The 12,774-nt window shown below is 61.7% G+C and carries 11 protein-coding genes; 10 read left to right on the top strand and 1 reads right to left on the bottom strand.

All coding sequences use genetic code 11. The annotated features are described in order from the left end of the window. The first annotated feature begins 71 nt into the window (after positions 1 to 71). The 4 genes from GYK42_RS04820 to rsmA all read left to right on the top strand — a co-directional run bounded on the left by GYK42_RS04820 (position 72) and on the right by rsmA (position 5,762). Complete coding sequence (locus tag GYK42_RS04820) at positions 72 to 2,309, top strand: LPS-assembly protein LptD (RefSeq protein ID WP_166446536.1); 2,238 nt, start codon at positions 72 to 74, stop codon at positions 2,307 to 2,309. Positions 2,310 to 2,412: 103 nt separating this feature from the next. Beyond that, positions 2,413 to 3,807 (top strand): peptidylprolyl isomerase, encoded by a 1,395-nt coding sequence (locus GYK42_RS04815; protein ID WP_240943451.1) that lies wholly within the window; start codon positions 2,413 to 2,415, stop codon positions 3,805 to 3,807. Positions 3,808 to 3,826: 19 nt separating this feature from the next. Then, a complete protein-coding gene (gene pdxA / locus GYK42_RS04810) occupies positions 3,827 to 4,882 on the top strand; it encodes a 4-hydroxythreonine-4-phosphate dehydrogenase PdxA (protein WP_166446534.1) in 1,056 nt (351 codons plus the stop codon). Positions 4,883 to 4,982: 100 nt separating this feature from the next. Then, on the top strand, positions 4,983 to 5,762 hold the full coding sequence (rsmA, locus tag GYK42_RS04805; protein WP_166446533.1) for a 16S rRNA (adenine(1518)-N(6)/adenine(1519)-N(6))-dimethyltransferase RsmA: 780 nt from the start codon (positions 4,983 to 4,985) through the stop codon (positions 5,760 to 5,762). A gap of 8 nt (positions 5,763 to 5,770) precedes the next feature. Here the strand turns inward: rsmA and GYK42_RS04800 are convergent, their stop codons facing one another. Next, positions 5,771 to 6,688 (bottom strand): LysR family transcriptional regulator, encoded by a 918-nt coding sequence (locus GYK42_RS04800; protein ID WP_034745670.1) that lies wholly within the window; start codon positions 6,686 to 6,688, stop codon positions 5,771 to 5,773. A 225-nt stretch (positions 6,689 to 6,913) separates the two neighbouring features. On the opposite strand from GYK42_RS04800, the gene GYK42_RS04795 reads away from it, so the two are divergent. Genes GYK42_RS04795 through GYK42_RS04770 form a run of 6 tightly spaced genes read left to right on the top strand, consistent with a single transcriptional unit; the run spans position 6,914 to position 12,753 of the window. After that, complete coding sequence (locus GYK42_RS04795) at positions 6,914 to 8,029, top strand: porin (RefSeq protein WP_235432932.1); 1,116 nt, start codon at positions 6,914 to 6,916, stop codon at positions 8,027 to 8,029. 56 nt (positions 8,030 to 8,085) lie between these two features. Beyond that, positions 8,086 to 9,108: an ABC transporter substrate-binding protein gene (locus GYK42_RS04790; RefSeq protein ID WP_240943450.1), complete on the top strand. Its 1,023-nt coding sequence runs from the start codon at positions 8,086 to 8,088 to the stop codon at positions 9,106 to 9,108. Between the two features lie 21 nt (positions 9,109 to 9,129). Further along, positions 9,130 to 9,969, top strand: a complete 840-nt coding sequence (locus GYK42_RS04785; RefSeq protein ID WP_046684486.1) for an ABC transporter permease — start codon at positions 9,130 to 9,132, stop codon at positions 9,967 to 9,969. Then, complete coding sequence (locus GYK42_RS04780; RefSeq protein ID WP_034778814.1) at positions 9,966 to 10,745, top strand: ABC transporter permease; 780 nt, start codon at positions 9,966 to 9,968, stop codon at positions 10,743 to 10,745. The genes GYK42_RS04785 and GYK42_RS04780 overlap by 4 nt, the downstream gene beginning before the upstream one ends. A 13-nt stretch (positions 10,746 to 10,758) precedes the next feature. After that, on the top strand, positions 10,759 to 11,790 hold the full coding sequence (locus GYK42_RS04775) for an ABC transporter ATP-binding protein (RefSeq protein WP_166446532.1): 1,032 nt from the start codon (positions 10,759 to 10,761) through the stop codon (positions 11,788 to 11,790). Positions 11,791 to 11,808: 18 nt separating this feature from the next. Then, complete coding sequence (locus GYK42_RS04770; RefSeq protein WP_240943447.1) at positions 11,809 to 12,753, top strand: nucleoside hydrolase; 945 nt, start codon at positions 11,809 to 11,811, stop codon at positions 12,751 to 12,753. Positions 12,754 to 12,774 lie beyond the last annotated feature (21 nt).

Raw genomic sequence — 12,774 nt, 5'->3', positions numbered from 1 at the left:
GTGCAGATTCCCATATAATAAGGGATTCAAATCAAAAAATCGCCTGTCATGGTGCTTGCCCCTTCCAATTCATGAGCTGGTTTTCGGCCTCCCCCCCTTCGCAGCGCTGGGCTTTCGCCATCAGCGCGCTCGTCGCCGCCACGACGGTGCCTGTCCACGCCCAGAAAGCACCGCGTCCGGTGCATGTGGAAGATCCCGACGCGCCCACCGTCATGACGGCGAACAGCATGAACGGTCGCCCCGAAAGGGAGGTCAATCTCGACCAGAATGTTGTGATTGAGCGCGGAAAAACCACAAAAATGACGGCCGATACAGCTTGTTACAAACAAGTTGAAGATCGGTTCGACGCCGAGGGCCACATCAAGATGTGGCGTTTCGGCGATTACTATACGGGTGACGTCCTGAAGCTGAACATGGAGACCGGCAAGGGTTTCCTGCTCAACCCGACGTACCGCTTCGAAGTGGGCGGCGGCCAGGGCAAGGCCGAACGCGTCGACTTCATCAACCCCGACGAAGCCACGGTCATCGACGGCACGTACAGTACTTGCGAAGGGCCGAATCCGGACTGGTACCTGAAATCGAGCACCTTGAACCTCGACACGGGCCGCGACGTGGGCACCGGCAGCAAGACCATCATCTATTTCAAGGACGTGCCGATCCTGGGCACGCCGGGCATTTCGTTTTCGCTGTCGGGTGCGCGCCGCTCGGGCTGGCTGGCGCCCACGCCGGGCTTTGCTTCGAAGAACGGTTTCGAGCTGCTGATGCCGTATTACGTGAACATCGCGCCGAACCGCGACCTGACCCTGTTCCCGCGCTATATCCAGCGACGCGGTATCCAGCTCGGTGCGACGGGCCGTTACATGGGCGAGACGGATGCCGGCCTGTACCAGGGCGAGACGTCGTTTGAGTTCTTGCCTAACGACAAGCAGACCAAGACCAACCGCTACATGATCAGGTCCAAGCATGAGCAGGCGCTGGCCAAGGGCTGGAGTTACAGCTGGGACTTGCGCGAGGCGTCCGACAATAATTACCCGAACGATTTTTCAAAAACCGTCGCCACCGCCACCGAGCGCCAGTTGCTGCGCGAATTGCGCACCGATTACCGCACCGAGGACTGGAACCTGACGGCGCGCGTGCAGAATTACCAGGTGCTGCAGGATCCCGATCCCAACGTGGTCGTGCCGCGCCCGTATGACCGTTTGCCGGCGGTGAACTTCCACGCTGGCAAATACGACGTCTGGGGCGGTTTTGACTGGACCTTCGACGCGGAAGCGACGCGCTTCGCGCATCCGACTCTGGTGCAAGGCTCGCGCCTCGTGGCCGTGCCGCAGGTGAGTTTCCCCATCATGCGCCCTGGGTACTTCGTCACGCCCAAGCTGATGCTCAATGCGAGCGCGTATCAGCTCGACAATGACGCTCGGACCAAGGCGCTGTTTAAAACCACCTCGTTTACGCGCGCCGTGCCGACGTTCTCGGTCGACAGCGGCCTGGTGTTTGAACGCGACACGAATCTGTTCGGCGCCAAGGGCGGCACGCAAACCCTGGAGCCGCGCCTGTTCTATGTCTACACGCCGTACCGCGACCAGTCGCAGTTTCCGAACTTCGATACGGCCGAGGGCACGTTCAACCTGACGCAGATTTTCACGGAAAACCGTTTTGTCGGCAGCGACCGCATCGGCGACGCCAATCAGGTGACGGCCGCCGTCGTCTCGCGCTTCCTGCAGTCGGACGGCACGGAGCGCATGCGCCTGACCTTCGGCCAGCGTTTCTATTTTGCCGACCAGCGCGTGCAGCTCAATTCGACGACGCCCGTTAACCAGTCGCGCTCCGATATCCTGCTGGCCGCGACGGGCCGCGTGTCCGAGACTTGGACCGCCGACAGCCTGGTGCAGTACAATCCCAGCGATCGCCGCCTGATGAGCTACAACTACACCTTGCAATATCAGCCAGGGCCGAAGAAGGTATTGAATTTCAGTAACCGTTTTCAGCGTGATGTGCTGCGCAATGCGGAAGTGTCGACGCAATGGCCGTTGACGGACCGCCTGTATGGCGTGGGGCGCATCAGCTACTCCATCAAGGATCGCAGCATGCTGGAAAGCCTGGTCGGGCTGGAATACAAGGGCGACTGCTGGGTGTTCCGCATGGGTGCGCAGCGTTTCGTGACGACGACCAAGACTGTTTCGACGCCGATCTTCTTCCAGCTGGAATTGACGGGCTTGTCGAATGGCCTGGGCCTGGGCGCGAATGGCCTGGAAACTTTTACAAAAACCATCCCTGGTTACCAGACACTGAGCCAGCCACTCCGTTAAGATAGGCACCGTTGCCGCCGCCGGTGTTCCCGGCGCTGGCACAAACCGGTTTTTTTATTCACCTGAACTCATGAGCGCTCTACACATTATGCGTAATGCCAGTATGCACCAACTCAAAATTGCAACGGTTTTGTTGTGCGCCATTTCCGGCGCCACGACCAGTAGTGTCTGGGCGCAACAGGCTGCGCCAGCTCCTGCGGCCAAGCCCGCTGCCGCTGCCCCAGCGCCGGCCAAGGGCTTCACGCCTCCCGCGTCGAGCAGTGGCCAGACCATCGACTCCATCGCCGTCGTCGTCAATGACGATGTGATCACGCGCAATGAAGTGGCGGCCCGTATCAAGAGCGTGGAGCAGCGCATGAAAGCGCAGAACGTGCCCTTGCCCGACCCGGCCGACCTGCGTCGTCAATTGCTTGAGCGCATGATTGTCGAGCGCGCACAAATGCAGCTGGCCAAGGAAATGGGCGTCCGCGTGGATGACCTGACCCTGGACCGTGCGATTGGCCGTATTGCTGAACAGCAAAAGATGACGGTGCAAGAGCTGCGCAACCAGATGGAAAAGGAAGGCACGCCGTTTGCAACCTTCCGCGAAGAAATCCGCGATGAAATCATCATGCAGCGCCTGCGCGAACACGAAGTCGACGCCAAGATCCAGATTTCCGATTCCGAAGTGGATAACTTCCTGGAAGCGGAAAAAGCGGCCGCCAGCGAACAGGTCGAGCTGAACCTGGCGCAGATTCTCGTGCGCATCCCTGAAAACTCGAGCCCCGAACAGATCGCCGCACGCCGCGCGCGCGCCGAAGAAGTCAGCCGCCAGCTGCGCACGGGCGCCGATTTCGCCAAGATGGCCGCCACCTATTCCGACGCCAGCGATGCACTGAGCGGCGGCGATATCGGCTGGCGCCATAGCGACCGTCTGCCGCCATTGTTCACGGAACAGTTGCTGAAATTGAAGCCGGGCCAGATCACGCCTATCATCAAGAGCAACACGGGCTTCCATATCCTGAAGCTGGTGGACCGCCGCAGCGCTGCCGAGGCGCAAGCCGTCGCCGCCGTGCAGCAGACGCATGCCCGCCACATCCTGCTGAAAGTGACGCCGACCCTGTCGGCGGCCGAAGCCAAGCGTAAATTGCTGGAATTGAAAGAGCGCCTCGACAACAAGGCCGCCAAGTTCGAAGACCTGGCCCGTTTGTTCTCGAACGACGGTTCGGCGGCCAAGGGCGGCGACCTGGGCTGGCTGTATCCAGGCGACACCGTGCCGGAATTCGAAACGGCGATGAATGCGCTGAAACCGGGCGAAGTGAGCGAGCCGATCGAGTCGAGCTTTGGCTTCCACCTGATCGAAGTGCTGGAACGCAAGAGCGACGACGTATCGAAAGAGAAGCAGCGCGCTGCGGCACGCAACGCCTTGCGCGAACGCAAGCTGGAAGAAGCGACGGAAAACTGGGCGCGCGAAGTGCGCGACCGTGCTTACGTCGAATTCCGCGCGGAAGACCAGTAATGCCGCTGATTGATTGCGCATGAGTAATTTGCCCCTTGCACGCCGTCCGGCCATCGCCATTACCTGTGGCGAACCGGCTGGTGTCGGCCCGGAAATTTCCATCCGCGCCGCCTGGGCCATGCGGCATGACGTCAACTGCATCTTGCTGGGCGACGCCGCCTTCCTGGCGCTGACGGCCGGCCTGATCGACCCGGAGATTCGCCTGGCGGCGCTGTCGCTGCAAGCCGTGCGCAACAGCGGCCTGCCCCAGTTCGGTCCTGGCCGCCTGGCCGTGATCGATATTCCCACTGTCAACAATGTCATTCCTGGCGTGCTGGACAAGGAAAACGGGCGTTCCGTGCTCGCCACCCTGGACGCGGCCGTGGAAGGCATCCAAGCGGGCTGGTTTGGCGCCATGGTCACTGCGCCCTTGCAAAAGAGCACGATCAACGACGCTGGCGTGGCCTTTTCCGGCCATACGGAATACCTGGCAGAAAAAACCGGTACGCCGCAAGTGGTGATGATGCTGGCCGGCGAACCTGGCCATGGCGAACCGACCCTGCGCGTGGCGCTGGCCACCACGCATCTGCCTTTGAAGGACGTGTCCGCCGCCATCACCATGGACAGCCTGGCCGTCACCCTCGATATCCTCCAGACGGACCTGCAACAGAAATTCGGCATCGCCGCGCCGCGCATCCTCGTCACCGGCCTGAACCCGCACGCGGGCGAGGGCGGCTATCTGGGACGCGAGGAAATCGATATCATCGCCCCGGCGATTGCCGCGGCGCAAGCGCGCGGCATCGATGCGCGCGGACCGTATCCGGCCGACACCTTGTTCCAGCAGAAATACCTGGCAGACGCCGACTGCGTGCTGGCCATGTACCACGACCAGGGCTTGCCCGTGCTGAAATATGCGACCTTCGGGCGCGGCATCAATATCACCCTGGGCTTGCCGCTGATACGCACCTCGGTCGACCACGGCACGGCGCTGGACCTGGCCGCGCAAGGGCTGGGACTGGCCGATGGCCACAGCATGGAGCAGGCGCTGCAAACGGCGCTCGACATGTTGCGCGCCAGCACTCCGACCATAGCATAGCGCGCAGGTCGGGTTAGCCGGCACGGCGTAACCCGACACTGCTTGCCCAACCGATCCCGCCGGCCTGTGCCGGCTTTACCGCATTGATAGAAAACACATTATGAAACACGTTGCCCGCAAACGCTTTGGCCAGAACTTCCTGCATGACCGCTTCGTCCTCGACGACATCACGGCCGCCATCGGGCCGCAGCCGGACGATGCCATGGTCGAGATCGGCCCCGGCCTGGGCGCCATGACGGAGCAATTGCTGCGCCACCTGAAGCAGATGCACGTGGTCGAGCTGGACCGCGACCTGATCGTGCGCCTGGAAAAAACCTTCAATCCGGCCAAGCTGACGATCCACTCGGGCGATGCGCTGAAATTCGATTTCGCGCAAATCCCCGTGCCGGCCGGCCAGAAGCTGCGCATCGTGGGCAACTTGCCATACAACATTTCCAGTCCCCTGCTGTTCCACCTGGCGGACTTTGCGCCGCTGGTGCAGGACCAGCATTTCATGCTGCAAAAGGAAGTCGTCGAACGCATGGTGGCCGAGCCGGGCAGCAAGGCGTATGGCCGCCTGTCCGTGATGCTGCAGTGGCGCTACAAGATGTCGCTGCTGTTCATCGTGCCGCCGACGGCCTTCGATCCGCCGCCGAAAGTGGAATCGGCCATCGTGCGCATGATCCCCGTGGCCGAGCGCCTGACCTGCGACCAGGCCACCCTGGAAGCTGTAGTCATGAAGGCCTTCTCGCAGCGCCGCAAGGTGATCCGCAACTGCCTGGCCGGAATGTTTACGGAAGAGCAAATCAAGGCGGCAGGCATCGACCCGACCCTGCGTCCGGAAACCGTGGGCTTGGAGCAATACGTTGCCTTAGCGAACTTGCTGAAAGCACCTGCTTAAGTATTAACTTAAAACCACTGATCGACCTGCTGCAAATCTTGCCGCAGCGCTGAAAAGCAGTCGTCCACGTGGTGGTTGCGGCTGATTTCATTGCGCCGCATCAGGGCGATCTTGCGCTTGCACGTGGGCTGGCGCAGTGGCGCCACGTGCAGGTCCTCGTCGTTGAGGAAGGTCGTGTACAGGCTGGGCATGATGCCCACGGCGATGCCGGCGCGCACCACGCCGTACAGCGATTCGCTGTGTATCATCTGGTACAGGCTCGACGGGCTCAAGCCATGCTGGCGCAGCGCGCTCGAGGCGAACTCCCAGATGCTGCCCTTGGTGAACACGACGATTTCCTGACCTGCCAGCTGGTCCCAGCGCACTTCCTTGAGCGGCGCCAGCGCATGGCGTCCCGCCGTCACCAGCACCAGCTCGTCTTCGAACAGGCCCACGCTTTCCAGCGAGACGGAACCGGGTACTTCGATGCCCACGCAAAAGTCCAGCTGGCCCGAATGCAGGGCGTGCAGCAAGCCGTCGTTGGGCATGTCCGACAGGACGATTTCCACTTCATCGCCATGCTGCTCGCAGTAGCGCGCCACCACGACGGCCGTCATCGCCATGGCCGACGGGATGGCGCCGATGCGGATGCGGTGCCGGCCGCTGCCGATGGCGCGCTGGATATCGGCAAAAGTGTTGCTTGCCGTATTCAATAAATGCGTGGCGTAGTCGAGCGCAAGCTTGCCTTCGCGCGTCAATTCCAGCTGGTGGGTTGTGCGGTTAAACAACTTTTTTCCCAGCTGATTTTCCAGCAGCTTGATCGACGCGCTGAGGGCCGGCTGGGTCACGCACAATTCCTGTGCAGCCTTGCTGAAGCTGTTTACCCGGGCGAGGGTGGCAAACGCTTGCAAATGTCGTAAGGAAATCTTCTTGCTCAGTTCATGCATGGGTTTGCTTATTAGAAAAAGTAATGGATTTATAAAAATAAACAAATTTTCTTATCCTGCAATTTACCATATTCTGGACTGGTCTTAACTTGTCTTGAAGGCAACAATCTTCGGAGAAGCGCTTGCCAGGCGGCGCCGGTACTCGCGGCAGCGGGCCATGCAAGGGACGCATCAATAAAATAATTCCAAAAAAACTCAGGGTTTATTCTTTTTAGGGTGGCGGCGATGAACAAATGGATGACGGGAACGATGGTAGTGGGGGGCTTGCTGGCGGCGCACGGCGTGGCGCAGGCGCAAAGCAGCGTGCAAGTGTATGGCTTGCTGTCGGCCGGTATCGGCTATGTATCGGATGAGGGTAACGGCAGCCGCACGCATGCGCTGAGCGGCACGAACCAGAATCCCCGCATCGGTTTCCGCGGCCAGGAAGACCTGGGCAACGGCACCAAGGCCGTCTTCGTGCTGGAAAACGGTTTTAACGTCATGACGGGCACGGCCTCGCAAAGCGGCCGCCTGTTCGGCCGCCAGTCGTATGTGGGTCTGTCCAGCAATGACAAGGGTACGCTCACCCTGGGCCGCCAGTACGAAGCCGTCAAGGATCTGCTGGGCCCCGTGGTCATCGCCAGTAACGGCGTGCACATCGGCGACAACGACAATGGCTACAACAACCTGCGCGTGCAAAACGCCGTCAAGTATGTGAGCCCGAACATCAGCAACCTGTCGTTTACGGGCTTGTATGGCTTCAGCGAAAACCCGGAAGATTCGAACCGCAACCGCGTCTACAGCATGGGCGCCGGCTACAAGGTCGATGCCTTCAGCTGGGCCGTCGCCTATACCAAGATGGACCGTCCGAACAGCCCCGATGCACCGAATGGCGCCATCGGCAATGACTACGGCAGCTCCCTGTTGATCTTCAACAAGAGCGCCGTCAAGGGCGCCGGCGTGGACAGCCAGGCCATCGCCGGCACGGGAGGCTTTTATAATGTCGGCAAGACCAAGTTCGGCGCGCTGTACACCAACGTGCGCTACCACTACCTGGATCAAAGCAATCTGACCTTGCAAAACGTGGACTTGAACGTGAACCACAAGCTGACGGAAGCGCTGAACCTGGGCGCCTCGTATTTCTATACCACCGGTAAATATGACGTGATCAACAAGACGCCGAAATGGCATCAGGTCAACTTCCAGGCCGATTACTTCCTGTCCAAGCGCACCGATGTCGCCATCACCTGGAGCTACCAGAAAGCGGCGGGCGATGCGACGTTCGCCCGCGTGTTCGGCTTTGGCGCCTCGGGCGGCAAGACGCAGAGCGTCCTGATCGCTGGCATGCGCCATTATTTCTGACACTGATTCATCTTTACAGGCGCTGTCCCCCGGCGCCGTCCCTGAAAGGAAGCATCTTGAAAAAGCACCTCATGTTGGCGTTGAGCCTAGGCTTGCTGGCTAACGCCGCCCACGCGGAAAAACGCGAGCTGGTCATTTCGGCCTACCCGATTGCCCAGCCCTTGTTCATGAAGTATGTGTACGAGCCGTTCAAGGCCAAATGCGGTTGCGATATCAAGGTGGAAACGGGGAATAACGCGGACCGCATCGCCAAGCTGGTGGTGCACGCCAGGAACCCGGTGATCGATCTGGTGCTGCTGTCCGATTCCGGCATGCTGGAAGCGGCGCAGAAGGGCGTCATCCAGCCCATGGATTACTCCAAGCTGAGCAATTACAAAGCCTTGTACGATGTGGCGAAAAACCCCATCGGCGGCAATTTCGCCGTCGGCTACACCCTGTATTCGGTGGGCCTGGTCTACCGCAGCGACAAGATCGCCCCGCTGACGTCCTGGAAGGACTTGTGGCGCCCTGAACTGAAGGGCCGCGTGGCCTTCCCCGACGTGAGTACCACGCAGGGGCCGTTGATGCTGCGCATGGCCGATGCGGCCTGGGGCGGCAAGACGGACGACTACGCGACCGGTTTTGCCAAGATCGTCGGCATGAAGGGCAACGTCGTCACGTTCTCGAAAAACAGCGCGCAGCTGGCGGCCCTGTTCGCTCAGGATGAAATCTGGGCCGCGCCCGTGGCGCGCTTTACGTGGTCGCAAATGCTCAAGACGGGCCTGCCCCTGAAATGGAGCATCCCGGCCGAAGGCCAGGCGGCCGGCATGAACGTGATGGGCATCGTGGCCGGTTCGAAGAACGCGGACCTGGCTTACCAGCTGATGGATTTCTGGCTGTCCAAGGAAGTGCAGACGCAGCTGGCGACCAACCTGGTCGACTCGCCAGTCAACAAGGACGTGCGCCTGTCCGTGGCGGCCGCGCAATTCAATACCTATGGCGCCGACCAGATCAATTCGCTGAAATTCGTCAAGCCGGAAACCATCATCAAACAGCGCAGCAACTGGATGACGCAGTGGAACAAGGCCATGAGCAAATAGTGGTGACGAGGAGAGAACACCATGTTTGCTGATCCAAAAAAGCGTCTGGGACTGTTGCTGGTCCTGCCGGCGCTGATCTTTATCGTCGTCTGCTTCCTGCTGCCCGTGCTGGCCTTGCTGGTCGACGCCTTCCGTGTCGGCGACGGCATGCAGTGGGGCGTGGACCGCTTCGTCGACTTCTTCTCGCAGGAATTCAACCGCACCATCTTCTGGCGCACCTTGCGCATCGCCGCGCTGGTGACCCTGGCCTCCATCATCCTCGGCTACCCGGCCGCGCAAGCCGTGGCGCGCGTGTCGCCGAAGTGGCGCGGGCTGGTGGTGGGCATGATGATCCTGCCGCTGATGGTCTCGCCGATCGCGCGCACCTACGCCTGGATCGTGCTGCTGGGCCGTAACGGCGCCCTCAACGCGGCGCTCGTCAACATGGGCTTCACGGAAGAGCCGCTGCGCTTGCTGTTCAGCGAGTTTGCCGTGTTTGTCGGCCTGCTGCAATTGCTGCTGCCATTGATGCTGATGTCCTTGGCGGGCGCGCTGGAAAACCTGCCGCGCGACGTGGAACCGGCTGCCGCCACCCTTGGCGCCAATCCCTGGCAAGTGTTTTGCAAGGTCACCCTGCCGCTGACGCAGGAAGGCCTGGTCGTCGGCGGCACGCTCGTCTTTACGGGCTGCGTGACGGCCTATGTGACGCCGGCCCTCCTGGGCGGCACCAAGGTGCTGATGCTGGAAACGCTGCTGTACCAGAAGGTCAGCGTGGAAAGCGATTTCGGCGCGGCGAATGTCATCGCCGTCATCCTCGTCTGCATGACCCTGCTGGTCAACGCCGGCCTTAAACGTATTTCCTCGAGCCGGAGTTCCGTATGAAAGAAAGCTTGTTTTCACGTGCCGTTTTATGGCTGGTGTTCCTGTTCCTGCTGGGGCCTTTCGCTATTGTTGTGCTGGCCGGTTTTAGCGGCGGCGAAACCCTGGCCTTCCCGCCCGAGTCGTACTCGCTGCGCTGGATCATCGAAGTATGGTCGGCGCCCGAGTTCCGCCGCGCCTTCCAGACCAGCCTGGAAATCGGCCTGATCGCTACCGTCATCGCGCTGCTGCTGGGTATCCCCGTCGCGTATGCGTTTTCGCGCATGCCGCCGCCCGGCATCGGCGCCATCCGGCAAATCCTGACGTCGCCGCTGATCATTCCCGCCATCCTGGTCGGCCTGGGCTTGCTGCACCACCTGGTGCTGACCATCAATGCGCCCGTGTATGTGGGCCTGTTGATCGGCCATATCGCGCTGTTGATTCCGTATTCGGTGCGCGTCGTGTACGCCAGCCTGGTCAACCTGCGCGTGGATATCGAGGATGCGGCCATCACCCTGGGCGCGTCGCGCCTGCGGGCCTTCTTCATGATCGTGCTGCCGAATATCCGCAACGCCGTGATCGCCGCCTTCTTCCTCGCCTTCGTCACCTCGTTCAACCAGGTGCCCGTCTCGCTGTTCCTGACGGGACCCGGCATCAGCACCTTGCCGATCGAGATGCTGGGCCATATGGAAAACAGCTTCGATCCGTCGATCGCTGCCCTGTCGACCTTGCTGGTCTTGTTCACCATGGCCTTCGTGATGGTGACCGAGAAGGTGCTGGGCATTTCTAAATACATGTAAGAGGCAACACACCATGAGTTATCTGGAACTGCACAAGCTGAACCTCGGCTACGCGAAGAACACGACGTCCGTGAAAGACCTGGACCTGCACGTCGAGCAGGGCGAACTGATCTCCCTGCTGGGCCCCAGCGGCTGCGGCAAGACCACCACCATGCGCGCCATCGCCGGCCTGATGCCGCTGCAGTCGGGCCGCATCGTGCTCGACGGCCGCGAGATCGGCAAGCTGGCGCCGAACAAGCGCAATATCGGCATGGTGTTCCAGTCGTATGCGCTGTTCCCGCACTTGAACGTGTACGACAACATCGCTTTTGGTTTGCGCCTGCGCAAGGTGGCGCCGGCCCTGCTGAAAACCAAAGTGGAAGCCGTGATCGCCGCCGTGGGACTGACGGGTTTTGAAACCCGCTTGCCGGCGCAGATGTCCGGCGGCCAGCAGCAGCGCGTGGCGCTGGCGCGCGCCATCGTCGTCGAGCCGGCCCTGCTGCTGCTGGACGAGCCGCTGTCGAACCTGGACGCCAAGCTGCGCGTGCAGATGCGTGCCGAGCTGCGCCGCATCCAGCGCGAACTGGGCATCACCATGCTGTACGTGACGCACGACCAGGAAGAAGCGCTGGCCCTGTCCGACCGCATCGTCGTCATGAACGGCGGGCGCATCGAGCAGCTGGCCGCGCCGGAAGCCGTCTTCAATACGCCGTCGACGCGCTTCGTTGCCAACTTCATGGGTTTTGAAAACCTGTTCGACTACCGCGACGGCGCGCTGCACCACGCGGGCGCCAGCCTGCCGTACGCGTCACCCGTCGCTGCCGGCACCACGGTGCTGGGCTGGCGTCCGGACAAGGTGCGCGTGTGTGCTGCCGACGACGCGGCCGGTAACTACCCCGGCACCGTGCTGGCGCGCGGCTTCCTGGGCGACACCGTCGAATACCTGCTGCAAACGCCGCTGGGCCAGGTCAAGGGCATCTGCGCGGCCGGCGGCGCCGCCTGGCGCGAAGGCACGGCCGTGTCCTTCGTGCTGCCGGCCGACAGCGCCCTGTGGCTGGCTGCCTAACTTCGACTGGAAACCATCATGGACAAACCCTTGAAAAAGATCTGGCTCGATACCGATCCCGGTTTTGACGACTGGCTGACGATGCTGCTCCTGGGCAGCAATCCCGGCATCGAGTGGCTGGGCGTGAGCGTGGTGGCGGGCAATGCACCCGTCGCCATCACCTACGACAACGCCTTGCGCATCAAGGCCCATGATGGTTTGCAAGTGCCGATCTACCGCGGCTGCGAAGAACCGCTGGCCGGCGTCATCGAAACGGCGCAGCGCATCCTCGGCGACAGCGGCATGCCGACGACAGGCGAGATCCTGCCGCCCGGCGCGGCCATGGATGCTGCCGGCCACGCCGTCGATGCGCTGATCGCCGCCGTGCGCAAGTATCCTGGCCAGATCACCATCATGGCGATTGCGCCCATGACGAACCTGGCAACCGCCTTGAGCCGCGCGCCCGACATCGCCGAGAAAATCGTCGAGATCATTTTGATGGGCGGCTCCACCGACCAGGGCAACCACACGGCGGCGGCCGAATTCAATATCTATGCGGACCCGGAAGCGGCCGCCCAGGTGTTCCAGGCCGGTATCCCGCTGCGCATGTTCGGCTTGAACCTGTGCCGTCAGCTCTTGGTGACGAATGCGGAAGTGCGGCAGCTGCGCGCCATCGGCACGCCGCGCGCGCAGCGTCTGGCCGGCTACCTGGAAGCGTACGTGCGCATCCGCAGCAGCGACGGTTCCGTGCCCATGCCCATGTACGATCCCGTGGTGGCCCTGTACCTGGAAGCGCCGCAGCTGTTCCAGTTCCAGAGCGCCCACGTGGCCATCGAATTGACGGGCGAACTGACGCGCGGCATGACGGTGTGCGAGTTCCGCGTGCCGCGCCGCGCGCCCATCAACACGCAGGTGGCGATGCTGGCCGATGGCCCGGCCGCCATCGAACTGCTGATGCAGCGCCTGGCCGGCATTCTCGCCTGATCCACTTCATTACGAAACGAG

Origin of the sequence: Janthinobacterium lividum (assembly GCF_011601275.1) — a bacterium.
In the GTDB taxonomy this organism is placed as follows: Bacteria; Pseudomonadota; Gammaproteobacteria; order Burkholderiales; family Burkholderiaceae_D; genus Janthinobacterium; species Janthinobacterium lividum_E.
This window is presented reverse-complemented; position numbering and strand designations above follow the sequence as displayed.

What these genes read in the sequence shown, in the direction of transcription:
- rsmA (WP_166446533.1), top strand. Translation starts at nt 4,983, where the DNA reads ATGAAACACGTTGCCCGCAAACGCTTTGGCCAGAACTTCCTGCATGAC.
- GYK42_RS04775 (WP_166446532.1), top strand. Translation starts at nt 10,759, where the DNA reads ATGAGTTATCTGGAACTGCACAAGCTGAACCTCGGCTACGCGAAGAAC.
- GYK42_RS04795 (WP_235432932.1), top strand. Translation starts at nt 6,914, where the DNA reads ATGAACAAATGGATGACGGGAACGATGGTAGTGGGGGGCTTGCTGGCG.
- GYK42_RS04770 (WP_240943447.1), top strand. Translation starts at nt 11,809, where the DNA reads ATGGACAAACCCTTGAAAAAGATCTGGCTCGATACCGATCCCGGTTTT.
- pdxA (WP_166446534.1), top strand. Translation starts at nt 3,827, where the DNA reads ATGAGTAATTTGCCCCTTGCACGCCGTCCGGCCATCGCCATTACCTGT.
- GYK42_RS04800 (WP_034745670.1), bottom strand. Translation starts at nt 6,688, where the DNA reads ATGCATGAACTGAGCAAGAAGATTTCCTTACGACATTTGCAAGCGTTT.
- GYK42_RS04785 (WP_046684486.1), top strand. Translation starts at nt 9,130, where the DNA reads ATGTTTGCTGATCCAAAAAAGCGTCTGGGACTGTTGCTGGTCCTGCCG.
- GYK42_RS04780 (WP_034778814.1), top strand. Translation starts at nt 9,966, where the DNA reads ATGAAAGAAAGCTTGTTTTCACGTGCCGTTTTATGGCTGGTGTTCCTG.
- GYK42_RS04815 (WP_240943451.1), top strand. Translation starts at nt 2,413, where the DNA reads ATGCACCAACTCAAAATTGCAACGGTTTTGTTGTGCGCCATTTCCGGC.
- GYK42_RS04820 (WP_166446536.1), top strand. Translation starts at nt 72, where the DNA reads ATGAGCTGGTTTTCGGCCTCCCCCCCTTCGCAGCGCTGGGCTTTCGCC.